Genomic DNA, 25,273 nt, shown 5'->3' with positions numbered 1-25,273 from the left:
GGGCTCCAGCGTTTTTTGCGCGGCAGTCCGGGCATGCCCCGGGAGTTGAAAATGATCGATTTGCCGCTGATTATCGACGCGCTGGCTGTTTTCTCTATCTCATTTCTGGTCTGCGCCACGGTTTTGGCAACGCGCGGCCTGCATCTGCCGTTCGCACATCGCCGGGCAGATACGCGGGCGGTGCAGGCGGCGCATCGGGTGCCCACCCCACGCCTTGGAGGGCTTGCTCTTTTTGCAGGTCTGCTGTGTGTTGCCGTTCTGGCGCCGCCAAGCCTGTCGGACAGCTTCATGACTTTTGCCATCGCGATGCTTCCTGTGTTCCTGGCGGGGCTTCTTGAAGATCTGGGGCGCCGCATCAGCCCGCTGGGGCGCCTTCTGGCGGCAGCCGCCTCCAGCGGTCTGGTGATCTGGTTTCTTGGGGTCTGGCTGACCCGGCTTGATGTGCCCGGAATTGACTTTCTTATGGCCTTTGCCCCCTTCGCAATCCTCTTCACGGTCTTTGCCGTTGTCGGTGTGTGCCATGCCTTCAACCTGATTGATGGGCTGAACGGCCTTGCCTCGGGCGCCGGTGTCCTGACGGCGCTTGGCCTTGCAGCGGTTGCACTGCGCGCGGGCGATCCGGCGCTGGCCGAAGTCGGGCTGATGATCGTGGCTGCGCTGATCGGTTTTCTGGTGTTCAATTTCCCCGCCGGCCGCATCTTTCTGGGTGATGCGGGTGCCTATTCTTTGGGTCATATTCTGGCCTGGCTGTCGATAGGGCTGATGGTGCACCACACCGACGTGTCGCCTTGGGCGATGCTCCTGATTTTTTTCTGGCCGGTGGCAGACACATTCTTTGCGATCTGGCGGAGGCAGCGCGCCGGCAGGCCCACGGGCCAGCCTGACCGCCTGCATTTTCACCAGCTAGTCATGCGCGCGATTGAAATTCTGGTGCTGGGCCGCAACGTGCGGCATGTGGCCAACCCGCTTTCGACAGCCGTAATGCTGCCGATGATCGCAGCGCCCGTCATCGCCGGGGTTCTGTTATGGAACGCGCCGCTTCTGGCCTGCCTCGCGATGATCGCATTCGGCGCGCTTTTCGTGGGCAGCTATATGTTGGGAATGGAGCTTGCCGCGCGCCGCGTCCGGGTGCCGGTCATGCACAGACGCGCCCCTGCCCCGACGATGCGGATCGAGGTAGCGGAATGATCTGGGTTGCGGCCCAGTCCCGCCCCTTCGGGGGCAGGGCATGAGCTATATCGACCCCAAGGAGCTGCGCCAGCCTTGGTATCTGGCGCAACTGCGCCCGAACAGCCTGCGCATCGCCGAACGCAACCTGCATCGCCAAGGCTTTGACCTGTTCTGCCCTGTCCAGACCGAAACACGAAAGGTAGGCGCACAGTTCCGAACAACGGAAAGCCCGATGTTCCCCGGTTATCTGTTCATCCGCTTCGACCCGGCGCTGCCCGGCTGGCGCGCGATCAACAGCACCTATGGGGTATCCCGGCTTGTCGGCTTTGGCGGCTATCCTGCGCCGGTGCCTGCGTCTCTGGTGGCCGCGCTCCGTCTGCGATGCGATGAAATCGGCCGAATCCGCCCCCCAGCCGATTTGCAGCCTGGCGATGCGATCCGGGTCGTGGCCGGACCCTTTGCCGATTTCGTGACCACTATCGAAAGCATTGCGCCGGACCGCCGTATCTGGATACTCCTCGACATCATGGGGCGCACGACGCGGGTCGCGATCCCGATGGAGGGAGTGCAGCGGGCATGAGCAGGGCGGGATGTTGGCGGCGGGCACTACCGCTGAGTGCGGTCGTGGCAGCGTTTGCTGGTGGCGTGGGGGCAGAGATGCCTCATGCCTACAACCTGCACGGCATGCCCGGACTGATCGACATGCCCTCGGCCGACATGGCACCCGACGGCGAGGTATCGCTCAGCTTTGCCTCTCTGCCGCAGGGCGAGCGGTATTCGGCCAGTTTCCAGGCCCTGCCCTGGCTGGCCACCACCTTCCGCTATTCCGGCATCGGCGAGGGCGATCTTGCCTCAGACCGCGCATTGTGGGACCGCAGCTTGGATGTGGCCGTGCGGCTGGCAGAGGAAGACCGCTACATGCCCGCCATTGCGCTGGGTGTGCGCGACATTCTGGGCACCGGGGTGCTTGCCGGCGAATATGTTGTGGCGACCAAGCATCTGACGCCGACGCTGGCCGTCACCGGAGGGCTTGGCTGGGGGCGTCTGGCGACGGGCAACCGGATCGGCAGCATCGGCACCCGGCCCGATGACGAAGGCTCTGCCACCGGGGGCGAACTGCGGCTGGACAGCCTGTTTCGCGGCGATGTCGGCCTGTTCGGCGGTCTGCGCTGGCAAAGCCCCGTCGCGGGGCTTTCGTTCGTTGGGGAATATTCGTCCGACGATTACAGCGCCGAGTCATCCTTCGGCGTGGACCGCGCGCGGTCTGCCTGGAATGCGGGCGTAGAGTATCGGCTGACCGACTACGCCCAAGTCGGCCTTTACGCGCTGAATGGCGAGGGGGTCGCGTTCCGGCTGACCGCCTTCGCCAACCCCGCCGGCCCCGATATCGTGCCAAAGCGGCCCGATGGCTGGACCCCGCCCACCGCCCCGCGCAACCTGACAGCCGCCTTCGAAGGCTCCGGCCTGCGCCCGGTGCGGTTCCGCCAAAACGGCGATTTCTGCGAAGTCAGCGTCGAAAACCAGCGCTTTCGAAAATCAGCCGAGGCCTTGGCGCGCGCCGAACAGGTGATGCGCGCGACCTATGGCGACGGCTGCGGGCGTATCCGGGTGATGCTCTCGACCCATGGGCTTGATGCGTCGGGCACCGATTTCGTGGCCCGCTCCGAGGATGGCACGCCCTTGTTCACGGGGGCTGGCCCTGTCGATCCGCAATGGCAGCCAAACGACGAACTTGGCTTTGGCTCGCTCGACTGGTCGGTCGGGCCACTCGTGCGGCTGTCGTTCTTCGACCCTGATCAGCCGGTCTATCATGACCTGAGCCTTGCTGCGTCAGCCGAGGTTCAGCTTTGGCCCGGCCTGTCGCTAAGCGGACAAGTGTCGCAGACCGTCTTTGGTGACTATGACGAGATGACCCGCGGGCCAAAGGGCAGCCTGCCACGGGTTCGCACCGACGCCGCGCGCTATAACAACGAGGACGGCCGACGGATCGACTATCTGACCGTCGATCATTACGCCCAGCACTCGGCCGAACTCTTCAGCCATCTGTCGTTCGGCTATCTGGAACAGATGTATGCCGGGCTTGTGTCAGAGATCTACTGGCGCCCGATCGGGTCAAGCCTCGCCTACGGCGCCGAACTGAACTATGTCAAAGCCCGCGATTTCGACCAGCAGTTTGGCCTGCGCGATCTGCCCGGGCTGGAAAAGCTGCATGGTCATGCCTCGGTCTACTGGCGCACGGGCTATCACGACCTTGATGTGCAGGTCGATGTCGGGCGCTATCTGGCAGGCGACGATGGCGCCACGCTGACCGTCAGCCGCAGCTTCCACAACGGCTGGGAAATCGGTGCGTTCGTCACAAAAACGACGGCCTCGGCAGATGAATTTGGCGAGGGCAGCTTTGACAAAGGCATTGTGCTGCGCGTGCCGCTGGGGATCGGCTGGACCGGCGAAACCCGCGCACAAAGCGTGCAGAGAATCAGTTCGCTTACCGGCGACGGCGGTCAGCGCCTGTCGATCCGCAACCGGCTGAATGACATGCTGAAACCCGAATCCTCCCCCGGCATCTTCGGGTCAACGGTCTACTGCCGCCCCGGCAACGCCTGCGCCAAACAAGCAACGCCTTGATTTTCCTTGTCACTGTTCAAATCGGAGACTGCCATGAAAACTACCTCGACCCTTTTGATCCTGACCCTCGGCCTCGTGCTTTCGGCCTGCGGCGGCGGCGGCTCCAGCACTTCGACGACCCGTGCCGCGACCGATATGGTCCGCAACTTCTGACAGGACCGGCCCGGAGCCTGAAGGCTGGCTCCGGGTTACACCCCGCGTTTCCCCGACAATCTGGCGGCAGGGTGCAGGCGGTGCCGGTGTCACCGCCCGACCGCCTCATACCCCGTGAAGCCCGCAGCCTGTGCGGTGTCGCGGTTGTAGACGTTGCGCAGGTCGGCCATGCGGGGGTTGGCCATCAGCGTGGCGATGCGACCCAGGTCCAGCGCGCGGAACTCGTTCCACTCGGTCAGGATCACCAGGCAATCGGCGCCGGTGGCCGCGGTGTAGGGGTCTTCGGCCCAGGTCACGCCCGGCAACAGCGCCGCGCCCTCGCGCAGGCCCTGCGGGTCCACCACGCGCACCGTGGCGCCTGCCCCCACCAGCGCGGGCACGATGGTCAGGCTGGGGGCCTCGCGCATGTCGTCGGTGTTGGGCTTGAAGGTCACGCCCAGCACCGCCACCACCCGGCCGTTGACCGAACCGCCACACAGATCGCTGATCTTGTCGATCATCCGCCGTTTGACCGCCTCGTTCACCTGGATCACGGTCTCCACGATCTGCATCGGCACGGCATGGTCCTGCCCGATCCGCGCCAGCGCGCGGGTATCTTTGGGAAAACACGACCCGCCATAGCCGGGGCCGGCGTGCAGGAACTTGGCCCCGATCCGGCCATCCAGCCCGATGCCGCGCGCCACTGATTTCACATCGGCGCCGACCCGTTCGCACAGCGCCGCGATTTCGTTGATGAAGGTGATCTTGGTCGCCAGAAAGGCGTTGGCCGCGTATTTGATCATCTCGGCCGATTCCAGATCGGTGTAGACGATCGGGAAATCGCGCAGAAACAGCGGCCGGTAGATGCCCGCCATCACCTCGCGCGCGCGATCGGATTCCACGCCGACCACAACGCGGTCGGGGCGCATGAAATCGTCGATCGCGGCGCCCTCACGCAGGAATTCCGGGTTCGAGGCCACATCGAACGCCGCTGCCGGGTTCGCCGCGCGGATGGTTTCGGCCACCGCCCGGTTGGTGCCCACCGGCACGGTCGATTTCGTCACCACCACGGCATAGCCCGTCAGCGCGCGGGCGATGTCCTGGGCGGCGGTCATCACATAGGTCAGGTCGGCATGCCCGTCGCCGCGCCGGGTGGGCGTGCCCACGGCGATGAACACCGCCTCGGCGCCCTCCACCGCAGCCGCCAGATCGCCGGTGAACGACAGCCGCCCCGCGGCCACATTGCGCGCCATCAGCGCCTCCAGCCCCGGCTCGTAGATCGGCACCTCGCCCGCGCGCAGCCGCGCGATCTTGCCGGGGTCGCGGTCCACGCAGATCACCTCATGCCCGAAATCCGACAGGCAGACACCCGAGACAAGCCCCACATAGCCGGTGCCGATCATTGCGATCTTCATGCAGAAACCCCTTGATTGAAACTCATCCGATCAGCGCCGTGATCCGCTCTACACCGTCCCGCACCAGATCGGCGCGGCCCCGCGCCTCGACGTTCAGCCGCAACAGCGGTTCGGTGTTCGAGGCGCGCAGGTTGAAGCGCCAGAGGGCAAAGGCAAGGCTCAGCCCGTCGGTCGTATCGCGCGCCACAGCGCCCGGTGCAAGGGCTGCCTCCACCCGCGCCACGGCGGCGGCCGGGTCGGCCACGCGGAAATTGATCTCGCCCGAGGACGGGAAGGCGGCGCGCCGTTCCGCCAGCAGATCGGCCAGCGCCACGCCGCGGCGGCCCAGCAGTTCAGCCACCAGCAACCACGGGATCATGCCGCTGTCGCAGCACATGAAATCGCGGAAATAGTGATGCGCCGACATCTCGCCGCCATAGACGGCGCCGGTGTCGCGCAGCGCGCGTTTCACAAAGGCATGCCCGGTGCGCGCCATCACCGCCCGGCCCCCGGCGCGGGCGATGCGGTCTTCGGTGGCCCAGATCACGCGCGGGTCATAGACGATGGCGGCCCCCGGCTGATGCGCCAGAAACGCCTCGGCCAGAAGCCCCACCACATATTCGCCCGGCACGAACTGGCCGCGATGATCGAACAGGAAACAGCGGTCGAAATCGCCATCCCAGGCCACGCCCATATCGGCGCCCGCGGCCACCACCGCGCGGGCGGTGACAGGCTGGTTTTCCGGCAAGAGCGGGTTCGGGATACCGTTCGGAAAGGTGCCATCCGGGTCGTGGTGCAGACGCACAAAGTCGAGCGGCGCACCTTGGGCGGCCAGCGCCGCAGCGATGGCGTCAAACGTCGGCCCGGCCGCGCCGTTTCCGGCATTCACAACGATCTTCAGGGGGCGCAGCGCCGCCAGATCGACGAAGGACAGCACCCGCGCCACATAGGCCGCGCGCGTTTCCCCGGCCGGCGTGACCTGCCCGCCGGGCCGGACGGGCGCGAAGGCGCCGGTTTCGGCCAGGTGCCGGATCGCCGCCATATCGGTCGCCGGGTCCAGCGGGGCCGAGCCACGGCCCACCATCTTCAGGCCGTTGTAATCCATCGGGTTGTGCGAGGCCGTCACCGTGATCCCGCCATCGGCGCCCAGATGGGTCACGGCAAAATACATCTCTTCGGTGCCCGACAGACCCAGATCCAGCGCCTCTGCGCCCGCCGCAATCAGCCCCCGCGCCACAGCCTCGCTCAGCGCAGCCGAAGACGGCCGGCAGTCGCGCCCCAGCACAACACGGGTGGCGCCCAGCACTTCGGCAAAGGCCCGACCGATCCGGTTGGCGATCGCCGCGTCAAGATCCACCCCCAGACGGCCGCGCACGTCATAAGCCTTGAAGCAGGTCATCGGCAGTGTCTCAGGGGCGCGCATAGATATCCTCATGGCGGATGATGTCGTCTTCACCAAGGTAGCTGCCGGTCTGCACCTCGATCAGCACCACAGGCAGCCTGCCAGGGTTTTCCAGCCGGTGAACGGTGCCCAGGGGCACATAGACCGACTGGTTTTCAGTCACAAGGCTGACCTGATCGCCGATGGTCACACGGGCGGTGCCCTGCACCACGATCCAGTGTTCGGCGCGGTGCACATGCGATTGCAGGCTCAACACCCCGCCGGGGGTCACCACGATCCGCTTGACCTGAAACCGCTCGCCAATGGCCAGGCTTTCAAACCAGCCCCAGGGTCTGTGATCGCGCGCAAAGGCCGTGGCCTGTTTCGCGGCACGGCCCTTCAGCGCGGCGACGGCCTCTTTCACGCGCTGGCTTTCGGCGCGCGGCGCAACCAGCACGGCATCGGGCATGGCCACCGCGATCATGTCGGTCAGGCCGATCCCCACCAGTTCCACCCCGTCCGAATCCGACCGCAGCAGGCTGCCCGCGCAGTCGATCGCGGTAGCATGCGCCGAACAGACATTGCCCGCCGCATCGGGGCCGGTTTCCTGCCACACCGCCTCCCAGCCGCCAAGGTCAGACCAGCGCCCGGCATAGGGCATCACCGCCAGATTGCGGGCCTTTTCCATGATCGCATAGTCAATGGAAATGTCGGACAGGGCCCGCCAGGGGTCGGAGGCCAACCGGGTAAAGCCCAGATCGCAGACCGCATCCGCCACCGCCTTGTCCACGGCATGCAGCAGGTCGGGCGCATGGGCACGAAACGCCGCCACCAGCGCCTTGGCGGTGAACAGAAAAATCCCCGCGTTCCACAGGTAATTGCCCGCGGCGATCATCTGTGCGGCCTGTGCGGCGCCGGGCTTTTCGACAAAGCGGGCAAGCGGCTGCGGCGCCCCGGCGGCGGGGTCAGCCCCGGCGGCCAGTTCCAGATAGCCATAGCCGGTCTCGGCCCGCGTGGGCGTGATGCCAAAGGTCACCAGATCGCCCGCCAGCGCCCGCGGCACCGCTGCCCGAACGGCGGCGCGAAAGGCCGCATCCTCGGGGATGACATGATCAGACGGCGCCACCAGCATCACCGCCGCCGGATCGCGCGCCGCCAGCCACAGCGCCGCCGCCACAACCGCGGGCGCCGTGTTGCGCCCCTCGGGCTCGATCAGAACCCCAGCAGCGGCGGTCTGCACCGCGGCCAGTTGCTCGGACACGATAAAGCGGAACGGATCGCCCGTCACCACCACCGGCGCCGCAAACCCCGGCCCCGACACCCGCCGCACCGCCCCCTGAAACAGGCTTTCCGCCCCCATCAAGGCCGAAAACTGCTTGGGGAAGCTCTGCCGAGACACCGGCCAAAGCCGTGTGCCGGACCCGCCACACAAAAGAACCGGGTGAACAATGGGATGTGTCATGGAAATCTCTTTCGAATTCTGCCGAACAGCATCGGTCAGTTTGACATATCAGGCTTGCCGCAGCGCCGCGATATTGGACGTGAACCAGTCATAGGTGCTGGCGATGCCTTCGCGCAGCGGCGTGCGTGCGCGCCAGCCCATCGCGGCCAGCCGCCCCACATCCATCAGCTTGCGCGGGGTGCCATCCGGTTTTGTCGGATCGAACACGATCCGGCCCCGGAACCCTGTCACGTCGGCGATCAGATGGGCCAGGCCGGAAATGCTGATTTCCTGACCTGAACCGAGGTTGATATGGCTCAGCATCGGCCGGGTCTTGGCCCGGTAGGTTTCGGCATCGAGGTTCAGCACAAAAAGCGCCCCTTCGGCCATGTCGTCCACATGCAGGAATTCGCGCAGCGGCTGGCCCGAGCCCCAGATCACCACCTCGTCGCGCCCCTCTGCCACGGCCTCGTGGAACCGGCGCATCAGCGCGGGCAGGACATGGCTGTTTTCAGGGTGAAAGTTGTCGCCCGGCCCGTAAAGGTTGGTGGGCATGACCGATCGGTAATCGGTGCCATGCTGCCGGTTATAGCTTTCACACAGCTTGATCCCGGCGATCTTGGCAATGGCATAGGGTTCGTTCGTGGGCTCCAGCACGCCGGTCAGCAGCGCCTCCTCGGTCATCGGCTGGGCCGCCGCGCGCGGATAGATGCACGATGACCCCAGAAACAGCAGCCGCCCTACCCCCGCCTCGAATGCCTGATGGATGACATTGGCCTCGATCATCAGGTTTTCATAGATGAACGGCGCGGGGTAGGTGTTGTTGGCATGAATCCCGCCCACCTTCGCCGCCGCAAGGATAACCGCATCGGGGCGCTCGGCCTGCATGAAGGCGCGCACCGCGGCCTGATCGGTCAGGTCCAGTTCGGCATGGGTGCGCGTCAGGGTGTCGATGCCCCGATCCTGAAGCCGGCGCAGGATTGCGCCGCCGACCATGCCACGGTGGCCTGCGAGGTAGATTTTCATGGCCGCTGTCCTGCCTGTGTGGGTCGGCGCGCGATGTCGGCACAGTTTTGCAGCGACCGCGCCAGCAACGCCTGACCTCTTTCGTTGAGGTGAATATCATCTCTGAAAGGCATCTCGCCACGCTCGATTGCCGCGTGTATATCGGCGCCGAAGTCGATTATCGGCACGCCGCGCGCCTGGAATAGATCACGAATCAAGTTATAGGCCACCTTGTCTGCGGCGCTGCCAAGTCCCTGCAACTCCGAACGGGTCTGGTGCTGCACCAAGCACAGGCGCAACTCCCCCCCCCCCCGACACGGTCGATTAGCGCACGGATCTCCGCCTCGCCTTGCACAGATGTCGATGCGGTCGTGGCGTCGGGCTCGGGGGCTTTCTCCGGCGCAGAGTTTGTGGCGGTCAGTGACGCAGGAAGATACCGGGGCAGATAACGCTCGACGCCCTCAACCAAGGCGGAAACCGGCATCCGGGTGGGATGGGTGAGTGGATCAAGAGCCGCAAACGTCGGAATATCCCGCAGATCATGCGAGCTTAGGACAACAACCAATGTGTCAGCCCCCAGAAATCCGTAGCGGTCTATCCACGCCCCCATGTTCGCAGGCCCCCAGCTACCTGCGCTGACATTTCCGAAGAAGATTTTATCGTCGGTCGAAAGCGTGGTCGCCAAATCGGCATGGTCGGTCTGATTGCCGCCATTCAGAACAGAATCCCCCAGAACAAGCACCCGGCGTGGTTGGAACACCTCCTCCATGCCGACGCTTCGCATGCCGAATTCGTTGTAAAGTTGACGGTTTCCAAAGCGCTGCACATCCTGGTTCGGCGCGAACATGTATTCGATGGTCGGGTGCGTCACGCTGAGGGGCGGAGTGCCGAGGCCGAGGACATATCGCGCGCCCAGCTCTGCCCCTCCAAGCCCAAGCAAAAGCGCTGCCATGGCGACGGTGAATTTGCGCATCGCCTATGCGATGTTCGACACCCTGCCGGTGATCGACGCCACTACCGAAGGCGGCCCGGCGCAGGCCACCAACATTCTGGTCTACAAGGTTTATGTCGATGGATTCCTCGGCCTGAACCTCGGGTCATCGGCGGCGCAATCGGTGCTGCTGATGGCGGTGGTCGTCCTGCTGACGGTCGTGCAGTTCCGCTACATCGAGCGGCGGGTGGAGTACTGAATATGGTCGAACGCCGCCCCCTCCTGGACCTGCTGGCCCATGCCGTGCTGATCCTTGGTGTCGTGATCGTGGCCTTTCCCGTCTGGGTCGCCATCGTCGCCTCCACCCACCCCGCCGAGGCATTCCAGACCGGGCGCATCCCCCTGTGGTTCGGGGATGCAGCGGTTGCGAATTACAGCCTGATGCTGGGCGGCGGGCTGTCAAACATGGGTGCCCCACCGCTGGCCGGGATGATGTGGAACAGCCTCGCGATGGCGATGATCATCGCCCTTGGCAAGATCGCCATTTCCATCACCTCCGCCTTTGCCATCGTCTATTTCCGCTTTCCGTTCCGCATGTTCGCCTTCTGGTGCATCTTCATCACTCTGATGCTGCCGGTGGAGGTGCGCATCCTGCCGACCTTCAAGGTGGTGGCAGACCTTGGCATGCTCAACAGCTATGCGGGCCTGACCATCCCCCTGATCGCATCGGCCACCGCCACCTTCCTGTTCCGGCAGGTGTTCCTGACCATCCCGGACGAATTGCTGGAGGCCGCGCGGATAGACGGCGCAGGCCCCTTTCGGTTCTTTCGCGACATGCTGATCCCGCTCAGCCGCACCAACATCGCGGCCTTGTTCGTGATCCTGTTCATCTATGGCTGGAACCAGTACCTCTGGCCGCTGCTGATCACCACGGACGAGGGGTATTACACCATCGTCGCGGGCATCAAGCGCATGGCCGAGGCGGTCGATGCCAACCCGATCTGGAACTACGTCATGGCCGCCGCGGTGCTCGCCATGCTGCCGCCCGTGGTGGTGGTGATCCTCATGCAGCGGGTCTTTGTCAAAGGCCTGATCGAGACGGAGAAGTAACATGGCATCCATCACCCTGGACCGGCTGGGCAAGACCTATGCCGGGGGCACGCAGGCGGTTGCGGGCGTCAGCCTAGACATTGCCGATGGCGAATTCGTCGTGCTGGTGGGGCCTTCGGGCTGCGGCAAGTCCACCCTGCTGCGGATGATCGCGGGGCTGGAAACCGTGACCGATGGCACCGTGCGCATCGGCGCGCGGGTGGTGAACGATCTGGAACCGGCAGAACGCGACATCGCGATGGTGTTCCAGACCTACGCGCTTTACCCTCACATGTCGGTGCGGCAGAATCTGGCCTACGGGTTGCAGAACCGCCGGATGGACAAGGCAGAAATCGCGCGCCGGGTGGATCAGGCCGCCGCCATGCTGGAAATCGGTGCCTATCTTGACCGCAAGCCGCGCCAGCTTTCGGGCGGCCAGCGCCAGCGGGTGGCCATGGGCCGTGCCATTGTCCGCGAACCTGCGGCCTTCCTGTTCGACGAGCCCTTGTCGAACCTTGATGCCAAGCTGCGCATCACCATGCGCGGCGAGATCCGCACCTTGCAACGGCGGCTGGGCACAACCAGCGTTTACGTCACCCATGATCAGGTGGAGGCGATGACCCTGGCCGACCGGCTGGTGGTGCTGAACAAAGGCTGCGTGGAACAGATCGGCGCGCCGCTGGATATCTATCGCCGCCCGGCCTCGGTCTTTGTGGCGGGCTTCATCGGGGCGCCTGCAATGAACCTGCTGGACGTATCCAGCGCAGGCGGGGTCCTACATCTGGATGGGCGGCCGCTGGCCTTGCCGGGGCCAAAGGATGGCCCGGTGACGCTGGGTTTGCGCCCCGAGGATCTGGAACCCGTGGCCCCCGGCACCGCAGGCGCGCTGGACCTGAGCGTGTCTCATATCGAGGAGCTCGGCCCCCAGCGACTGGTGCATGGCACCGTGGCAGGTCAGCCGGTCATTGCCGCCTTGCCCGCTGATGCCCCTCGGGCCGACCGGCTGTCGCTGGGCTTTCGCGCCGACCGCGCGCATCAGTTCGATGCCGCGACCGGCCTGCGTCTGGGCTGAGGGCGCGCGTACCGCGTGGTTTCCGGTCTGGGCGTGCCCATCCGCCGGGCGTGCGCGCTGTCCGGCGCCACGGGCGCCGCCAGCGTCGCGGCAAAGCGGAAGGCGGGCTCGCTGTCAGCCAGAACCCGGTGGCACGGCGCCACCTCGGCCATGCGGCCGCGGGGCGGGTGCCGGCCGCAGAAGCGCGGGCGGTTCGGGCAAGAGCGGCAAGGTCGCGCGTGGGCAGTGGCGGCGCGCGGGGTCGGGCACCGGCACGGCGGCCAGCAGGCGCCGCGCATAGGGATGCGCCGGATTGGCAAGCACCTGCGCGGTCGGCCCGGTTTCCACGATCCGCCCAGCCTGCATCACCGCGATCCGGTGGCTGACCCGTTCCACCACCGCCATGTCATGGCTGATGAACAGCAAGGCCATGCCTTCACGCGCCAGCACATCGGCCATCAAGTCGGTCACCTGCCGTGCGACCGATACATCCAGCGCCGACACCGGCTCATCCGCCACGATCAGCGCAGGCTGCACACTGAGCGCGCGGGCAATGCACAGCCGTTGCCGCTGGCCGCCGGAAAACTGATGCGGGTAGCGGTCGGCGACGCCGGGTTCCAGCCCGACCTTGCCCAGCAGATCCACCACCAGATCGCGCGCCTCCTGCGGGCGGATGCGGCCTGCGATGCGCGCGGGTTCGGTGATCAGATCGCGCACGGACATGCGCGGGTTCAGGCTGGCGAACGGGTCCTGGAACACCATCTGCGCCTCGGCCCGCAAACTGCGCAGCGCGGCCGGTGACAGGCCAATGATTGGCTTGCCTTGCAACAGAACCTCGCCCTCGGTCGGTTCGATCAGCCGCAGTACGGCGCGCGCCAGCGTGGACTTGCCGCAGCCGGATTCGCCTACAAGGCCCAAAGTCTCGCCGCGCGCCGCGGGTCAACCCGGCCAGACCTGCGCCCGCCAGTCCGAAATGCGGCCTCCGACCGCAAGTTTAGGATCGACAGGCTGATCGCACAACTGCGCGCATCGCCGGGGCCGAGGGCGCCCCCTGCCCCGGCCCGCCGCGCCCCAACTGCGGTTCGCCGCCAACATCTGATCCTTGCGACCGGATCAAAGGCTGTTGACCGGGGCCCGCGTCGGGGCCTCCGGTCCTTGGCGTCAGGGGCGCTTTTTGCCGGTTGCCATGGCGCGCACAAGGTTTTCACGATGCGCAAGGCTGGCAAGGGCAACGCCGCCAAGATGCAACACGATTAGCAACAGCGTCAGGTTGGCGGCTGTTTCGTGGATTTCCTCCCAGGCATTGCCGCCCTTCGCGCCGCGGTGGCCACCCTCGGCGTCATCGTCTTGCAGGATCGCGCGGTCTTGGGGCTGGGCGGCGACGATCCCGGCCAGCGGCCCGCGGCCCTCTTCGACGGCCAGCAGACCCATGCCCGATACCGCCGTGACCCCCAGCATCACCAATAGCGCCACCGTCATCGCGCCGCCCGCCGGGCTGTGCCCGATGTGCCGGTCTGCCCGCCCGGTGACGAGATCCCGAAGATAGCCAAACACCCGGCCCGGAGAGGTGACAAAATCTGAAAACCTGGCCCGGCGCGGGCCGATAAAGCCCCAGATCACCCGCAGGGCCACGGTTGCGGCGATCAGATACCCGGCATAGCTGTGCAACCATTCCGGCTCGCCCTCGGACAGGTAGGCGGTGGCAAAAGCCACCACCAGCACCCAGTGACCGATCCTGATCACCGGATCCCAGACCCGGATCAGGCCGCTTTCGGCTTGCGCGCCCATCAGTCGTTCTTCCGCGCGGGCAGAAGCGGCTCTCCGGTCACCGGGTGAAAGATGCCCTCGACACGCAGGCCCTTGGTATCGGTCATCTCGACCTCATAGGCGCCGCGTTCGGTTTCGATCTCGCGAATGATATAGCCCTGCGCCTCAAGCTTTTTGGCCAGTTCCGACGCGCTCATCCACTGCGTGCCTGCGGGCAACTGGACCATTGTGCGATAATCGTCATCATCGGCCTGCGCCGCGACGGCGGAAAGACCGGTCATGGCGGCCAGAGCCACGGTGAAAAGAAGCGAGCGTTTCATGGAATGTCTCCTTGGGTTTGTCCGGCAGGATTGCCGCTTGACCCGCCCCTTGTGCCCCGACTCGTCTGACCGCAGCCTGACGGGGGCTGTCAGCTTGCTGTCAGTGTTACAAAGCTAGACACTGGCCTCATGAAAGCTGCGCTTGCCCTGCTGCTCTTGGCTCTTGCCCTGCCCGCCTTGGCGGACGGGAACGACCGTGATCATGATCGTGCCCGCCTGGCGCTGGAACGCGGTGAGGTTTTGCCGCTGGGCGATATCCTGGACATTGCAGTTGCCGACAGCGATGGCCGCGTGATCGAGGTGGAACTTGAGCGCGATGATGGGCGCTGGATTTACGAACTGACCCTGATCACCTCCGAGGGGCGGCTGATGGAACTGGAGATCGACGGGGCCACGGGCCGCATTCTTGATCGCGATTTCAAACACAAGGATCACTGATGCGTGCCCTTGCCGTCGAAGACGACCCCCGGATTGCAGCCGATGTCGCGGTGGCGTTGCAGGATGCGGGCTTTCGCGCCGAACTTTGCCACGACGGGGAAGAGGCGTGGTTTCTTGGCGATACCGAAGACTATGACCTGATCGTTCTCGATCTTGGGCTGCCGGGGATGGACGGGCTGTCGGTGCTGAAACGCTGGCGGGCGGCGGGGCGCGCCATGCCGGTTCTGGTTCTGACCGCGCGCGGCACATGGCAAGAGCGCGTCGAGGGGATCGAGGCGGGCGCCGATGACTATCTGCCCAAACCTTTTCGCATGGAAGAACTGGTCGCCCGCGCCCGTGCGCTGGTGCGCCGCGCCGCCGGTCGCGCCGCAGCGGTGCAGGAGGTGGGGGCGCTTTCACTGGATACCAACCGGATGACGGTTTCGGTGCGGGGCGTGCCGGTCGCCGCCACCGCCCTGGAATATCGGCTGCTGGCCTACCTGGCGCTGCATTGCAACCGCGTCATCCCGCCTTCGGAACTGCTGGAGCATCTTTACGGCGATGACGATGCGCGCGAGGCGAATGCGCTGGAGGCGGTCATCGCCCGCCTGCGGCGCAAGCTTGGGCCAGATGTGATCGGCACGCGGCGCGGATTTGGCTATTTTCTGGACGGGGGCGAAACGTGACCGCGCTGTCGCTGCGCGCCCGCCTCGGCCTGGCAGGTGCGGTCGCGGTCGTGATCGCGCTGGCCGTGGCTGCCGTGGGGCTGGCGCAGGTGTTCGGCACCCATGTGGAACGGCGCGCGCTGGCCGAGATGCAGGTGCAACTCGATCAGGTTCTGGCTGGGCTTGCGCGGCAGGATGGCGATCTGGCGCTGGCCGCCACGCCTGCCGATCCGCGCTTTGCCCTGCCCTATGGCGGTCTTTACTGGCAGATCGAGGTGGGCGGCGTGCTGCTGCGGTCGCGCTCGCTGTGGGATGTCGAACTGGCGCTGCCGCCTGACCTGTTGCGCGACGGCGAAGAACACCGCCACCACCTGACCGGCCCCGAAGGCGCCGACCTGCTGGTGCTGGAACGTACCGTCACCCTGCCCGCGGGTCTTGGCGGCGGAACTGCAAGGGCCGCGGTGGCAATGGAAACTGCCGAACTCGTCGCCGCAAAGCGCGCCTTTGTCACCGATATCGTCCCCTATCTGGCCTTGCTGGGCCTTGCGCTGATCGCCGCGCAATGGATGCAGGGCGCCGTCGGGCTGTCCCCGCTGCGGCGGATCGGGTCGCGGGTGGCGGCGCTGCGGCAGGCTCGCGCCACCCGGATGGGCGACGACTGGCCGCGCGAGGTTCAGCCGCTGGCAGCAGAGCTTGATGCGCTGCTGGCGATGCGCGAGGCCCATGTCGAAAAGGCGCGCACCCGCGCCGGCGATCTGGCCCATGGCCTCAAGACGCCACTACAGGCGTTGATGGGCGAGGCCGCCCGGTTACGCGCCAAGGGGGAACAGGCCGCGGCCGAAGGGATCGAAGAGATTGCCCGCACCATGCGCGCCCATGTCGACCGCGAACTGGCCCGCACCCGTACCGCGGCCCGCGCCCGCAGCGCGCGCGCCGATGCCGCGACGGTCGCGCGGCGCGTGGTCTCGGTGCTGGAGCGGACGCCCGAAGGCCAACGGCTAAGCTGGCGGATCGACATTCCGCCGGGGCTGGCGCTGGCGATCGACGCGGCAGATCTGGCCGAAGCGCTGGGTGCGCTGGCCGAAAACGCCGCCCGCTACGCCCGCGCGAGGGTGACCCTGTCGGCGGCAGTCGAAACCAGCCGCGCGACCCTCTCGATCACCGATGACGGCCCCGGCCTGCCCGAAGGGCAACGGGCAACGATGCGGGCGCGCGGCGCGCGAGCAGATGAAAGCGGCCCCGGCGCGGGTCTGGGCCTTGCCATCGCAACCGAGATTGCCGAAGCCGCCGGCGGCGCCTTGTGGCTGGACAATACCGATGGGGGCCGCGGCCCCGGTCTTGTCGCACGCCTTGCCTTGCACAAAGCCTGAGGCACGTTCAGGCCCTGCGGGGTAGCAGTTTTGGCTGGCCGATACCGATTCTGTCGAATTTTCAGTCAGATTGCCGATTTTTGCCCGTTTGTTGGGATCGCCCGCTTTGCCTGTCGGCAGAACAGGTGCGGGCAATTCGGTTTTCACCCGGAAACCTCGTTATGTGGCTGTAGGTGAGAGCGGTTGCGCTTGCGACCGGCGTTTTCCAATCGTTATGTGGTTTGGAAACATAACGCATACCCCCATCAATAGCAGGTCACCCATGCCCGACAGCACATTAAAGGCCGCGTTGACCCTGAAGCGGGAAGGGGCGTCGCGCATTGGCGGTGACCGTATCACCTTGCTGCGTGCCATCGCGGCGCAAGGGTCCATCGCGGGTGCCGCGCGCGAGGTGGGGCTGTCTTACAAGGCGGCCTGGGATGCTGTCGGCGCGCTGAACAACCTGTTTGCACAGCCCTTGGTCGAGGCCGCGCCGGGCGGCCGGACGGGCGGCGGCGCCACAGTCACCCCGGCGGGCCACGCCCTGATCGACTGCTTTTCCCTGCTCGAATCCGCGCTGGGAAAGGCGCTCGCTGCTATCGACACCAGTTTTTCTTCTGCCCCGAACGGGGCCATCAACACATTGTGGAGCCTTATGATGCAGACAAGCACCCGCAACACCTTTCGCTGCACCGTCACCCGCGTCACCCAGGGCGCGGTCAGCACCGAGGTCGATCTGGCCCTGACCGATGGCCACACGCTGACCTCGGTCATCACCGAGCGCAGCGCCACCGACATGGGCCTGCGCGAAGGATCAGAGGTTTTCGCCCTGATCAAGGCGACCTTCGTGATGCTGGCCGCAGGTGACACGGTCGGCCAGATCTCGGCCTGCAACCGACTGACGGGGCAGGTTTCGGACCGTGAAGATGGCGCGGTCAACAGCGAGATCACGCTCGATCTTGGCGGCGGCAAGACGATCACCGCGATCGTGACCAAGCGCAGCGCCGAAAGCCTCGGCCTGACGCCGGGCAGCACCGCCACCGCCTTCTTCAAGGCCAGCCACGTCATCATCGCCATGCCGTGACGCGGCCCCGCTGATCCTGCTATCCCCACACATGAAAGGAAATCTTATGACGTTGCGCCCTTTCGTTCTGCGTGCCGGTTGTGCGGCTTTATTGATGTCGCTCGCGCTGTCGGCCCCGGCCCGCGCGGGTCAAACCTTCGCAGCCGTCGCCGCCAATTTCACCGAAGCCGCCAATGAGATTGCCACGGCCTTCACCGCAGCCACCGGCCACACCGTCACCATGAGCTTTGGCCCCGCGGGCCAGTTCTACACCCAGATCACGCAGGGCGCGCCTTTCGAGGTGTTTTTGTCGGCCGATCAGGCGCGCCCGGAAAAGGCCGAGACCGAAGGCTTTGCGGTTCCCGGCACCCGGTTTACCTATGCCGTCGGCAAGCTGGTACTGTGGAGCGCCGATCCCGCCCGGATCGACGGCACCGAGGCCGTGCTGAACGACCCCACGCTGGAGCATGTGGCCATCGCAGACCCCGCCGCCGCACCCTACGGCGCGGCCGCCATCGAGACGATGAAGGCGCTGGGTGTCTATGACAGACTGGAACCAAAGCTGGTGACGGGCAAATCCATCGCGCAGGCGCATCAGTTCGTGGCAACCGGTAACGCGCCCGTGGGCTTTGTCGCGCTGGGGCAGCTTCTGTCCGAACAGAGCGGGTCGCGCTGGATGGTCCCGCAGGACCTATATGCCCCGATCAAGCAAGACGCCATTCTGCTGAAGACAGGCGAGGACAACGAGGCCGCCAAAGCCTATCTCGACTTTCTCAAGACCCCCGAGGCGGTCGCGATCATCACCAAATACGGCTACGGCGTGGAAGGCTGAGACATGAGCGCGGGCGCCCCCCTGTTTGATGCGGCGATGATCCAGACGATCCTGCTGACGCTGAAGTTGGCAGGCATCACCACGGTCGTTCTGCTCTTGGTGGGCACCCCTTTGGCCTGGGTGCTGGCGCGCGGCCGCGGGTTCTGGAACGATGTTCTGGGCTCGCTGGTTTCGCTGCCCATCGTGCTGCCGCCCACGGTTCTGGGCTTTTATCTGCTGATCGCCATGGGGCCGCAAAGCCCGCTGACGGCGATTCTGGGGCACAAGCTGTCGTTTACCTTCACGGGGCTGGTGGTGGGCTCGGTGGTCTATTCGCTGCCCTTCGTGGTGAACCCGATCCGCAATTCGTTTCAGGCGATGGGCAACCGCCCCTGGGAGGTGGCCGCGACCCTGCGCGCCTCGCCGCTGGATGCCTTTTTCACCGTCGCGCTGCCGCTGGCGCGGCCCGGCATCCTGACCGGTGCGATCATGGGCTTTGCCCATACGGTGGGCGAATTCGGGGTGGTCCTGATGATCGGCGGCGGCATACCGGGCCAGACCAAGGTTCTGTCGGTGACGATCTTCGATTACGTCGAGACGCTTCAATGGGGCAAGGCGCATATCCTTGCCGGGGGGATGCTGGCAATGTCGTTCGCGGTGATCCTGGTGATGCTGCTGATCGAGCGGCGGCTTGACGGGGGGCGGCGATGATCGCAGCAGCCTTCCGGGGGCGGCAGGGCAGCTTTGCGCTGGATGCCACCTTTGAGGCGCCGGGCAGCGGCGTGACCGCGCTGTTCGGCCCGTCGGGCTGCGGCAAGACCACGGTGCTGCGCTGCATCGCAGGGCTGGCGCGGCTGCCTGAGGGGCGGCTGACGGTCAATGGCGAAACCTGGCAAGAGGGGCGCCACTTTGTGCCGCCGCACCGCCGCGCGGTGGGCTATGTCTTTCAGGAGGCGAGCCTTTTCCCGCATCTGTCGGTGCGCAGCAACCTGACCTTCGGGCTGCGCCGCGCCAAGGGTGACAGACGCATCCGCGAGGAAGAGGTGGTGGCGCTGCTGGGCATCGCGCCGCTGTTCGAGCGGCCCACCACGATGCTGTCGGGGGGCGAGCGGCAGCGCGTGGCGATTGGCCGGGCGCTGCTGTCGCAGCCGCAACTGCTGCTGATGGACGAGCCGCTTTCGGCGCTCGACCGGTTTTCAAAGGACGATATCCTGCCCTATCTGGAACGGCTGCACGCCGCGCTTTCGATCCCGGTGCTGTATGTCAGCCACGACATTGCCGAGGTGGAGCGTCTGGCCGACACCCTCGTGCTGATGGAGGCAGGGCGCGTCCGCGCGGCGGGGCCGATTGCCGCGATGGTGTCAGACCCGGCGCTGCCGCTGATCCACATGCCCCAGCCCGCCGCGGTGATCGACGGCCATGTGGTATCAACCGATGCGCGCTATGGCCTGTCAGAGGTGGCGGTTGCGGGCGGGCGGCTGATCGTGCCCGGCGATCTGGGGCCACCGGGCGCGCGGCAACGGCTGCGGATTCCGGCCAACGATGTCAGCCTCGGGCGCAACCCGCCGCAGGACACCACGATCCTGAACGCCCTGCCCGCCCGTATCGTCGGCGTCGAACCAGCGGCGGGCCACCAGATGACGGTGCGGTTGGCGCTGGGGCCGGACGGCACCGGCGCAGCGCTTTTGGCCCGCATCTCGCGGCTGTCCTGGGACCGGCTCGCGCTGGAGCCAGGGCAGATTGTCGTGGCGCGGCTCAAGGCCGTGGCCCTGGCCGAGCCGCCAGCTGTCGCCGATGCCGGCGGGCTGCGCCAGCCGTGAAAACGCCTGTTGCCACCCCCGCGCCCCGTTCCGAAAGGACGCCTTGTCATGTTCCTGATTGACGATCAAAGCCTTGCCACCTTGCTCAAGGAAGATGCGCCTTACGGCGATCTGACCACCCGCAGTCTGGGGGTCGGCGCCGAGGTCGCAGAAATCACCCTGCGCGCACGCGGCGCGATGACGGTGTGCGGCACCGAAGAGGCGGCACGGATCTTTGCCCTGCTGGGCGTCCCGGCCACGATCACGCACCCCACCGGCACACAGGCGGCGGCGGGCGATCTGCTGTTGGCGGCGCGGGGCCGGGCTGATGCGGTGTTCGTCGGCTGGAAGGTCGCGCAGACCTTGGTGGAATGGGCCTCAGGCGTGGCCACCTCGGCCGGGGGCATCGTGGCAGCGGCGCGCACCGTCCGGCCCGACATCGTGGTGGCCTGCACCCGCAAGCCGGTGCCCTTTACCCGCGCCTTGTCGCTCAAGGCCATTGTCGCGGGCGGCGCCACGATCCACCGCACGGGCCTGTCGGATACGGTGCTGCTGTTCCCCCAACACCGCGCCTTTGGCGGCCCCGAATCGCTGGGCCAACAGATCGCGCACCTGCGCGCGGCCTGCCCCGAACGTCGGGTAGTGGTCGAGGTCGAAACCCGCACCGCGGCGCTGGCAGCCGTTGCCGCCGGCTGCGACGTGCTGCAACTGGAAAAGTTCGCACCCGCAGCGGTTGAGGCCCTGGCCGTCGAACTCGGCCCGCACTGGACCGGCTGTCTGGCGGTTGCGGGCGGCGTCAACCAGACCAACGCCGCGGCTTATGCGGCGGCCGGGGCGCAGGTTCTGGTCACATCATCGCCCTATTACGCAAAACCCGCCGATGTGGCCGTGACCATCTCCCCCTCAGCAGAATTCGGACAGAGCTGACCCGCCAGAAACGGCACAGCGGCGCCAGATCGCAACACTGTCGCCATGGCGCGGCGCGCCAGCCTGTTTCGGTCATTTGCTGTTGTCAGGCTGGTACCCGAGGTCGGACTCGAACCGACATACCTTGCGGTGGGGGATTTTGAATCCCCTGCGTCTACCATTCCGCCACTCGGGCCTGCGGCAGCGATCTAACCTTCCCGCGCGGGTCTGACAAGATAAATCCGCAGGTACCGCAACGCTTGACCTTGGCCCGCAGCCGGGCCAAGGAACGGTGGGCAACCTTGGGGCGATCATGATCCGGCGGCTTTATGACTGGACGATGGGACTGGCAGGGCATCGTCACGCCTTCTGGGCACTGGCGGTAGTGGCCTTCATCGAAAGTTCGGTGTTTCCGATCCCGCCCGATGTGCTGATGATCCCGATGATCCTGGCCCGGCCGCATCTGGCCTTCCGCATCGCGGGCATTGCCACGCTTGCCTCGGTGCTGGGGGGATGTCTGGGCTATGCGATCGGCTGGGGGCTGATGGACAGCATCGGCCGCCCGCTGCTGGATTTTTACGGCGCCAGCGGCGATTTCGAGGCGCTGGCGGCGCGATTCAACGAACAGGGCGCCTGGGCGGTGCTGATCGCCGGGGTGACGCCCTTCCCCTACAAGGTGATCACCATCTTTTCGGGGGCCACGGGGCTTGATCTGGTGACATTCACCGCCGTTTCAGTTGTGGCACGCGCGCTGCGATTCTTCTTCGTGGCCTGGCTCTTGTGGAAATACGGCGCCCCGGTGCGCCGCTTTATCGAGCGCTGGCTGGGCTGGCTGTTCACGCTGTTTATCGCCCTGGTGATCGCGGGCTTCTATCTGGTGAGGTATCTGGCATGACCGGACACGATAGCCTTGGCACGCGGCTGATCCTTCTGGCGACCGGCGGGTCGGCGGCGCTTTTGGCGGGGGCATTCGGGTTTCAGGCGCTGGGCCATGCCCCGTGCGATCTGTGCCTGTGGCAACGCTGGCCCCATGCGGCAGCGGTTGCGCTGGGGCTGATCGGCCTTGTGCTGGTATCGCGCACGGTGCCGGTGGCGCTGGCCGCGCTGGCGATGGCGGGCTCGGTCGGGCTGGGGATTTATCACACCGGGGTCGAACGGCACTGGTGGCCGGGGCCCGCCTCCTGCACCTCGGGTGCGATCGGCGGCCTGTCACCCGAAGACCTGATGAGCCGCATCCTCGCCGCCCCTATGGTGCGCTGCGACGAGGTCAGCTGGAGCCTTCTGGGCCTGTCGATGGCAAGTTGGAACGCCATCGCCTCGGCGGTGCTGGCGGCGATCTGGCTGCGTGCGCTGACCCGCGGCTGAGCGGGCGGCGCTATAGCCAGTTCTTCCATTTGAAGACCAGATAGGTCACCAGCGCCGACACCACCATCACCACCAGGGCCGCCGGATAGCCCAGCGGGTGATCGAGTTCCGGCATCACCCGAAAGTTCATCCCGTAGATCGAGCCGATGACCGTGGGCGGCAGAAACAGCACCGCCGCCACCGACAAAATCCGCACGGTTTCGTTTTGCGCCAGATTGATCATCCCCAGCGTGGCATCGACCGACAGGCCGATCCGCGCCGACAGATAATCGGCATGGACCACCAGCGCCTGAATATCGGCGGTCTGGCCACTGACGATGCGGCGCAATTCCTTGCCTTGACTGCGCGCGCCCAGCGTCTGGTCAAAGAACGACAGCGCGCGTTCCAGCGTCAGCAGCGCCAGCCGGATATGGCCCAGCAACTCCCCCTGCCCCGCCGCCTCGGCCAGTGCCACGCGCAATTGTGCAGGCGACCGCCCCTCGCGCACCAGAACGGTGCCTGAAACCCGGTCCAGCACGCGGCCCACGCCCTCCAGCAGGTCGGCCTGACGGGCAACGATTTCCTCGACCAGCCCCAGAAACAGCCGCTCGGCCCCGCCGCAGCCCGCCGCCGACCGGTCGGCCCGCTCAGGAAAGGTTTCAAACGGGCGCGGGCGGTGATGGCGCACCGTCACCAGCCGGGCATCGGTCAGAATAAAGCTGACCGGGCTGGCAACCCGACCGACTTCGTCCGCATCGCCGGGCAGCACCACGGTCATCACATCGGCCCCCGCCTCGCGATACAGGCGGTTGGAAATCTCGATCTCTTCCATATCCTCCAGCGTCGGCACCTCGATGCCAAGCGCGGTCAACGCCGCCACCTCATCGGGTTCGGGGCGATACAGATCGACCCACAGCGCCTCGCTCAGCGGCCCACCCGGACCCAGAGCAACCAGACCGCGCGGGGCGGGGCGATAGGCGATCAGCATCGGCGGCTCCTTCCGGGCTGGCTTCATGAGACCCGCTGTAACAGGAAAGCCCCGACCTCGCCAACATCCCGCCGCAATCAGAGCAGAAGCTGGTTCAAACGCAATGAACGGGGGCTCCCGATGGATTTCTTTCTCACGCCGAGCTTCGATCTGCTGGCCGTCAGCTTTGTATTTCTCGTGGTCCTGCGCGCCGTGATGGTGACCTCGGGCCAGTTGATCCGGGCATTCTTTGCCAAGACCGGAAGCAATTCGCAGAACTGACGCGCCTCAGCCGCGCAACGCCACCGCCAGATCGGCCACATTGGTGCCGGTCGGCCCGGTGACCAGCGCAGCCCCCGCCGCCGCCAGCGCCGGACCCGAATCGTTGCGCGCCAAGGCCGCCATCGGGTCCACCCCAGCCCGCCGCATCGCCGCCAACGTGCAGGGCCCGACCAGCCCCCCCGTCGCCTCGGTCGTCCCATCGCGCCCGTCGCTGCCGCCCGCCAGAAACGCCCAAGGCCCGGCCAGCCCCGATTCCTCGGCCAGCACGGCCACCCGCAGCGCCAGTTCCTGATTACGCCCGCCAGCGCCATCCCCCGTCAGACGCACCGTCGTCTCGCCCCCCAGAACCAGCGCCGCACCCCGTGACAGCCCAGCCAGCGCCGCAACAATCCGCGCCGCCGCCTGCGCCACATCGCCCGCCAGCGCAAAAGGCGCAGCCTGCGCCCCCGCCGCCACCATCGCCCGCAGCGACAGCGCATTCGACCCCACAAGGATATTGCGCGCCGGGGGCAAAGCCCTCGCCACCACAGGTTCGGACGCCCGCAGATACGCCCGGACAGGCTCAGGCAACGCGGCCCAGACCCCCAGCCGCTGGCACAGCGCAGCCGCCTCGGCCCGGCTGCCCACCGGCGCCACCGTCGGACCCGAGGCGATCACCCGCAAGTCATCGCCTGGCACATCCGACAGGATCAGCGCCACGACCGGCGCCCGGCAAGCGCGCAGCCAGCCCCCGCCCTTCAGTCGCGACAGGGCCTGACGCACCAGATTGATCTGCCCGATATCGGCGCCCGACCCCAGCAACAGCCGGTTCACCGCGGCCTTGTCGGCAAGGCTGATCCCGGCAACCGGCGCAGGCAACAACGCCGATCCCCCGCCCGAGATCAGCGCCAGCAGCCGGTCCTGCGGCCCCAGCGCGCGCAACGCCTGCTCCACCCGGCCCGCCGCCACCGCTCCTGCCGCATCGGGCACCGGATGGCCCGCGCCCAGCACCTCGGCCCCCGCCAGGGGGGCCGCATTCTCATGATTGGTCACCACCAAAGCGTCGGTTCCGGGCGGCAGCGCCGACAGCGCCGCCCCCGTCATCGCGCGGGCCGCCTTGCCCAAGGCGATCACCTGCCAGCGCCCGCCGGGCCCCGGCGGATCGGCCGACAGTTCGGTCAACCCACGCCGCACCGCCGCCGCCGGATCAGCCGCCGCCACCCCGCAGTCAAACAGCGCCCGCGCCCGTTCGGCCAATGTCTCGAACCCGTCCATGGCCACAGACTGCCCGCGCGCGGCGCACAGGTCCAGCCCCCTCGCCACCACCTTCATCTTGGCGCAAATATCCTCGGGGGGTGCGGGGGGCGAGACGGCCCCCCGCCCGC

General features: G+C 66.6%; 27 protein-coding genes, 1 tRNA gene and 1 pseudogene. 17 read left to right on the top strand and 12 right to left on the bottom strand.

Features of this window, described 5'->3' with window-relative positions; translation table 11 throughout:
- Nucleotides 1-51 precede the first annotated feature (51 nt).
- The 3 genes from C5F46_RS01740 to C5F46_RS01730 are packed head-to-tail and all read left to right on the top strand — an operon-like array spanning nt 52 to nt 3,795.
- Nucleotides 52-1,188 carry an MraY family glycosyltransferase gene (locus tag C5F46_RS01740; RefSeq protein ID WP_107323649.1) on the top strand — a complete coding sequence of 379 codons (1,137 nt, stop codon included), beginning with the start codon at nt 52-54 and terminating at the stop codon, nt 1,186-1,188.
- A gap of 40 nt (nt 1,189-1,228) precedes the next feature.
- Nucleotides 1,229-1,750, top strand: coding sequence for a transcription termination/antitermination protein NusG (gene nusG / locus C5F46_RS01735; RefSeq protein WP_107323648.1), 522 nt, complete (start codon nt 1,229-1,231; stop codon nt 1,748-1,750).
- A 44-nt stretch (nt 1,751-1,794) separates the two neighbouring features.
- On the top strand, nt 1,795-3,795 hold the full coding sequence (locus C5F46_RS01730; protein WP_168796765.1) for a YjbH domain-containing protein: 2,001 nt from the start codon (nt 1,795-1,797) through the stop codon (nt 3,793-3,795).
- A 242-nt stretch (nt 3,796-4,037) separates the two neighbouring features.
- Here the strand turns inward: C5F46_RS01730 and C5F46_RS01725 are convergent, their stop codons facing one another.
- Genes C5F46_RS01725 through C5F46_RS01705 form a run of 6 tightly spaced genes read right to left on the bottom strand, consistent with a single transcriptional unit; the run spans nt 4,038 to nt 10,121 of the window.
- Complete coding sequence (locus C5F46_RS01725; protein WP_107323646.1) at nt 4,038-5,342, bottom strand: UDP-glucose dehydrogenase family protein; 1,305 nt, start codon at nt 5,340-5,342, stop codon at nt 4,038-4,040.
- A 22-nt stretch (nt 5,343-5,364) separates the two neighbouring features.
- Nucleotides 5,365-6,744, bottom strand: coding sequence for a phosphohexomutase domain-containing protein (locus C5F46_RS01720; RefSeq protein ID WP_235820050.1), 1,380 nt, complete (start codon nt 6,742-6,744; stop codon nt 5,365-5,367).
- Nucleotides 6,731-8,152 carry a mannose-1-phosphate guanylyltransferase/mannose-6-phosphate isomerase gene (locus tag C5F46_RS01715; RefSeq protein ID WP_107323747.1) on the bottom strand — a complete coding sequence of 474 codons (1,422 nt, stop codon included), beginning with the start codon at nt 8,150-8,152 and terminating at the stop codon, nt 6,731-6,733. Before C5F46_RS01715 ends, C5F46_RS01720 begins: the two co-directional genes overlap by 14 nt.
- Nucleotides 8,153-8,212: 60 nt before the next feature.
- Nucleotides 8,213-9,169, bottom strand: coding sequence for a GDP-L-fucose synthase (gene fcl, locus C5F46_RS01710; protein ID WP_107323645.1), 957 nt, complete (start codon nt 9,167-9,169; stop codon nt 8,213-8,215).
- Entirely contained in the window at nt 9,166-9,378 is a 213-nt protein-coding gene (locus tag C5F46_RS16385) for a hypothetical protein (RefSeq protein WP_146160208.1), read from the bottom strand. The genes fcl and C5F46_RS16385 overlap by 4 nt, the downstream gene beginning before the upstream one ends.
- Complete coding sequence (locus C5F46_RS01705; RefSeq protein ID WP_146160207.1) at nt 9,363-10,121, bottom strand: hypothetical protein; 759 nt, start codon at nt 10,119-10,121, stop codon at nt 9,363-9,365. The genes C5F46_RS16385 and C5F46_RS01705 overlap by 16 nt, the downstream gene beginning before the upstream one ends.
- Between C5F46_RS01705 and C5F46_RS01700 the strand changes: the two are divergent.
- From C5F46_RS01700 to C5F46_RS01690, 3 genes and pseudogenes are all read left to right on the top strand, one after another.
- Nucleotides 10,114-10,338 (top strand): annotated as a pseudogene (locus tag C5F46_RS01700) (glycerol-3-phosphate transporter permease); the annotation flags it as partial. The gene C5F46_RS01705 and the pseudogene C5F46_RS01700 sit on opposite strands and share 8 nt — an antisense overlap.
- A gap of 2 nt (nt 10,339-10,340) precedes the next feature.
- Complete coding sequence (gene ugpE, locus C5F46_RS01695) at nt 10,341-11,189, top strand: sn-glycerol-3-phosphate ABC transporter permease UgpE (RefSeq protein WP_107323643.1); 849 nt, start codon at nt 10,341-10,343, stop codon at nt 11,187-11,189.
- A gap of 1 nt (nt 11,190) precedes the next feature.
- Nucleotides 11,191-12,240 carry a sn-glycerol-3-phosphate import ATP-binding protein UgpC gene (locus C5F46_RS01690; protein ID WP_107323642.1) on the top strand — a complete coding sequence of 350 codons (1,050 nt, stop codon included), beginning with the start codon at nt 11,191-11,193 and terminating at the stop codon, nt 12,238-12,240.
- Between the two features lie 114 nt (nt 12,241-12,354).
- On the opposite strand, the gene C5F46_RS01685 is transcribed toward C5F46_RS01690, so the two are convergent.
- From C5F46_RS01685 to C5F46_RS01675, 3 genes are all read right to left on the bottom strand, one after another.
- The gene (locus C5F46_RS01685) at nt 12,355-13,137 is read right to left on the bottom strand and encodes an ATP-binding cassette domain-containing protein (protein ID WP_107323641.1); all 783 of its coding nucleotides are present in this window, start codon (nt 13,135-13,137) and stop codon (nt 12,355-12,357) included.
- A 243-nt stretch (nt 13,138-13,380) separates the two neighbouring features.
- On the bottom strand, nt 13,381-14,007 hold the full coding sequence (locus tag C5F46_RS01680) for a cytochrome b/b6 domain-containing protein (RefSeq protein ID WP_107323640.1): 627 nt from the start codon (nt 14,005-14,007) through the stop codon (nt 13,381-13,383).
- Nucleotides 14,007-14,306 (bottom strand): PepSY domain-containing protein, encoded by a 300-nt coding sequence (locus C5F46_RS01675; protein WP_107323639.1) that lies wholly within the window; start codon nt 14,304-14,306, stop codon nt 14,007-14,009. Before C5F46_RS01675 ends, C5F46_RS01680 begins: the two co-directional genes overlap by 1 nt.
- A gap of 129 nt (nt 14,307-14,435) precedes the next feature.
- On the opposite strand from C5F46_RS01675, the gene C5F46_RS01670 reads away from it, so the two are divergent.
- The 8 genes from C5F46_RS01670 (at nt 14,436) to modD (ending at nt 21,337) form a co-directional block, all read left to right on the top strand.
- Nucleotides 14,436-14,744: a PepSY domain-containing protein gene (locus C5F46_RS01670; protein WP_107323638.1), complete on the top strand. Its 309-nt coding sequence runs from the start codon at nt 14,436-14,438 to the stop codon at nt 14,742-14,744.
- Entirely contained in the window at nt 14,744-15,409 is a 666-nt protein-coding gene (locus tag C5F46_RS01665) for a response regulator transcription factor (protein ID WP_107323637.1), read from the top strand. The genes C5F46_RS01670 and C5F46_RS01665 overlap by 1 nt, the downstream gene beginning before the upstream one ends.
- Nucleotides 15,406-16,758, top strand: a complete 1,353-nt coding sequence (locus C5F46_RS01660; protein WP_107323636.1) for a sensor histidine kinase — start codon at nt 15,406-15,408, stop codon at nt 16,756-16,758. The genes C5F46_RS01665 and C5F46_RS01660 overlap by 4 nt, the downstream gene beginning before the upstream one ends.
- A 262-nt stretch (nt 16,759-17,020) precedes the next feature.
- The gene (locus C5F46_RS01655) at nt 17,021-17,821 is read left to right on the top strand and encodes a TOBE domain-containing protein (RefSeq protein WP_107323635.1); all 801 of its coding nucleotides are present in this window, start codon (nt 17,021-17,023) and stop codon (nt 17,819-17,821) included.
- A 94-nt stretch (nt 17,822-17,915) separates the two neighbouring features.
- Nucleotides 17,916-18,632: a molybdate ABC transporter substrate-binding protein gene (gene modA, locus C5F46_RS01650; RefSeq protein WP_235820049.1), complete on the top strand. Its 717-nt coding sequence runs from the start codon at nt 17,916-17,918 to the stop codon at nt 18,630-18,632.
- Nucleotides 18,633-18,635: 3 nt separating this feature from the next.
- The gene (modB, locus tag C5F46_RS01645) at nt 18,636-19,322 is read left to right on the top strand and encodes a molybdate ABC transporter permease subunit (protein WP_107323633.1); all 687 of its coding nucleotides are present in this window, start codon (nt 18,636-18,638) and stop codon (nt 19,320-19,322) included.
- Complete coding sequence (gene modC, locus C5F46_RS01640) at nt 19,319-20,431, top strand: molybdenum ABC transporter ATP-binding protein (protein ID WP_107323632.1); 1,113 nt, start codon at nt 19,319-19,321, stop codon at nt 20,429-20,431. Before modB ends, modC begins: the two co-directional genes overlap by 4 nt.
- 48 nt (nt 20,432-20,479) lie before the next feature.
- Entirely contained in the window at nt 20,480-21,337 is an 858-nt protein-coding gene (gene modD / locus C5F46_RS01635; protein WP_107323631.1) for a ModD protein, read from the top strand.
- Between the two features lie 91 nt (nt 21,338-21,428).
- On the opposite strand, the gene C5F46_RS01630 is transcribed toward modD, so the two are convergent.
- Nucleotides 21,429-21,512, bottom strand: a tRNA-Leu gene (locus tag C5F46_RS01630).
- Between the two features lie 117 nt (nt 21,513-21,629).
- On the opposite strand from C5F46_RS01630, the gene C5F46_RS01625 reads away from it, so the two are divergent.
- Together C5F46_RS01625 and C5F46_RS01620 are read left to right on the top strand one after the other, a co-directional pair.
- Entirely contained in the window at nt 21,630-22,211 is a 582-nt protein-coding gene (locus C5F46_RS01625; protein WP_107323746.1) for a YqaA family protein, read from the top strand.
- Nucleotides 22,208-22,681, top strand: coding sequence for a disulfide bond formation protein B (locus C5F46_RS01620; protein WP_107323630.1), 474 nt, complete (start codon nt 22,208-22,210; stop codon nt 22,679-22,681). The genes C5F46_RS01625 and C5F46_RS01620 overlap by 4 nt, the downstream gene beginning before the upstream one ends.
- 10 nt (nt 22,682-22,691) lie before the next feature.
- Here the strand turns inward: C5F46_RS01620 and C5F46_RS01615 are convergent, their stop codons facing one another.
- Nucleotides 22,692-23,648, bottom strand: coding sequence for a magnesium transporter CorA family protein (locus C5F46_RS01615; RefSeq protein WP_107323745.1), 957 nt, complete (start codon nt 23,646-23,648; stop codon nt 22,692-22,694).
- A 120-nt stretch (nt 23,649-23,768) separates the two neighbouring features.
- On the opposite strand from C5F46_RS01615, the gene C5F46_RS16535 reads away from it, so the two are divergent.
- Complete coding sequence (locus C5F46_RS16535; RefSeq protein WP_168796764.1) at nt 23,769-23,909, top strand: hypothetical protein; 141 nt, start codon at nt 23,769-23,771, stop codon at nt 23,907-23,909.
- A gap of 6 nt (nt 23,910-23,915) precedes the next feature.
- On the opposite strand, the gene C5F46_RS01610 is transcribed toward C5F46_RS16535, so the two are convergent.
- Nucleotides 23,916-25,163: a glycerate kinase type-2 family protein gene (locus C5F46_RS01610; RefSeq protein ID WP_107323744.1), complete on the bottom strand. Its 1,248-nt coding sequence runs from the start codon at nt 25,161-25,163 to the stop codon at nt 23,916-23,918.
- Nucleotides 25,164-25,273: the final 110 nt, after the last annotated feature.

It is taken from the genome of Phaeovulum veldkampii DSM 11550 (genome assembly GCF_003034995.1).
GTDB lineage: Bacteria > Pseudomonadota > Alphaproteobacteria > Rhodobacterales > Rhodobacteraceae > Phaeovulum > Phaeovulum veldkampii.
Note: the sequence above shows the minus strand (reverse complement) of the source record. Positions and strands in the feature narration are given on the sequence as shown.

Excerpts from the sequence above, each read along its gene's own strand:
- C5F46_RS01740 (WP_107323649.1), top strand. The coding sequence starts at position 52 with ATGATCGATTTGCCGCTGATTATCGACGCGCTGGCTGTTTTCTCTATC.
- nusG (WP_107323648.1), top strand. The coding sequence starts at position 1,229 with ATGAGCTATATCGACCCCAAGGAGCTGCGCCAGCCTTGGTATCTGGCG.
- C5F46_RS01725 (WP_107323646.1), bottom strand. The coding sequence starts at position 5,342 with ATGAAGATCGCAATGATCGGCACCGGCTATGTGGGGCTTGTCTCGGGT.
- C5F46_RS01720 (WP_235820050.1), bottom strand. The coding sequence starts at position 6,744 with ATGCGCGCCCCTGAGACACTGCCGATGACCTGCTTCAAGGCTTATGAC.
- fcl (WP_107323645.1), bottom strand. The coding sequence starts at position 9,169 with ATGAAAATCTACCTCGCAGGCCACCGTGGCATGGTCGGCGGCGCAATC.
- C5F46_RS01705 (WP_146160207.1), bottom strand. The coding sequence starts at position 10,121 with ATGCGCAAATTCACCGTCGCCATGGCAGCGCTTTTGCTTGGGCTTGGA.
- ugpE (WP_107323643.1), top strand. The coding sequence starts at position 10,341 with ATGGTCGAACGCCGCCCCCTCCTGGACCTGCTGGCCCATGCCGTGCTG.
- C5F46_RS01690 (WP_107323642.1), top strand. The coding sequence starts at position 11,191 with ATGGCATCCATCACCCTGGACCGGCTGGGCAAGACCTATGCCGGGGGC.
- C5F46_RS01680 (WP_107323640.1), bottom strand. The coding sequence starts at position 14,007 with ATGGGCGCGCAAGCCGAAAGCGGCCTGATCCGGGTCTGGGATCCGGTG.
- C5F46_RS01675 (WP_107323639.1), bottom strand. The coding sequence starts at position 14,306 with ATGAAACGCTCGCTTCTTTTCACCGTGGCTCTGGCCGCCATGACCGGT.
- C5F46_RS01670 (WP_107323638.1), top strand. The coding sequence starts at position 14,436 with ATGAAAGCTGCGCTTGCCCTGCTGCTCTTGGCTCTTGCCCTGCCCGCC.
- C5F46_RS01665 (WP_107323637.1), top strand. The coding sequence starts at position 14,744 with ATGCGTGCCCTTGCCGTCGAAGACGACCCCCGGATTGCAGCCGATGTC.
- C5F46_RS01655 (WP_107323635.1), top strand. The coding sequence starts at position 17,021 with ATGCCCGACAGCACATTAAAGGCCGCGTTGACCCTGAAGCGGGAAGGG.
- modA (WP_235820049.1), top strand. The coding sequence starts at position 17,916 with ATGTCGCTCGCGCTGTCGGCCCCGGCCCGCGCGGGTCAAACCTTCGCA.
- modB (WP_107323633.1), top strand. The coding sequence starts at position 18,636 with ATGAGCGCGGGCGCCCCCCTGTTTGATGCGGCGATGATCCAGACGATC.
- modC (WP_107323632.1), top strand. The coding sequence starts at position 19,319 with ATGATCGCAGCAGCCTTCCGGGGGCGGCAGGGCAGCTTTGCGCTGGAT.
- modD (WP_107323631.1), top strand. The coding sequence starts at position 20,480 with ATGTTCCTGATTGACGATCAAAGCCTTGCCACCTTGCTCAAGGAAGAT.
- C5F46_RS01625 (WP_107323746.1), top strand. The coding sequence starts at position 21,630 with ATGATCCGGCGGCTTTATGACTGGACGATGGGACTGGCAGGGCATCGT.
- C5F46_RS01620 (WP_107323630.1), top strand. The coding sequence starts at position 22,208 with ATGACCGGACACGATAGCCTTGGCACGCGGCTGATCCTTCTGGCGACC.
- C5F46_RS01615 (WP_107323745.1), bottom strand. The coding sequence starts at position 23,648 with ATGCTGATCGCCTATCGCCCCGCCCCGCGCGGTCTGGTTGCTCTGGGT.
- C5F46_RS16535 (WP_168796764.1), top strand. The coding sequence starts at position 23,769 with ATGGATTTCTTTCTCACGCCGAGCTTCGATCTGCTGGCCGTCAGCTTT.
- C5F46_RS01610 (WP_107323744.1), bottom strand. The coding sequence starts at position 25,163 with ATGGACGGGTTCGAGACATTGGCCGAACGGGCGCGGGCGCTGTTTGAC.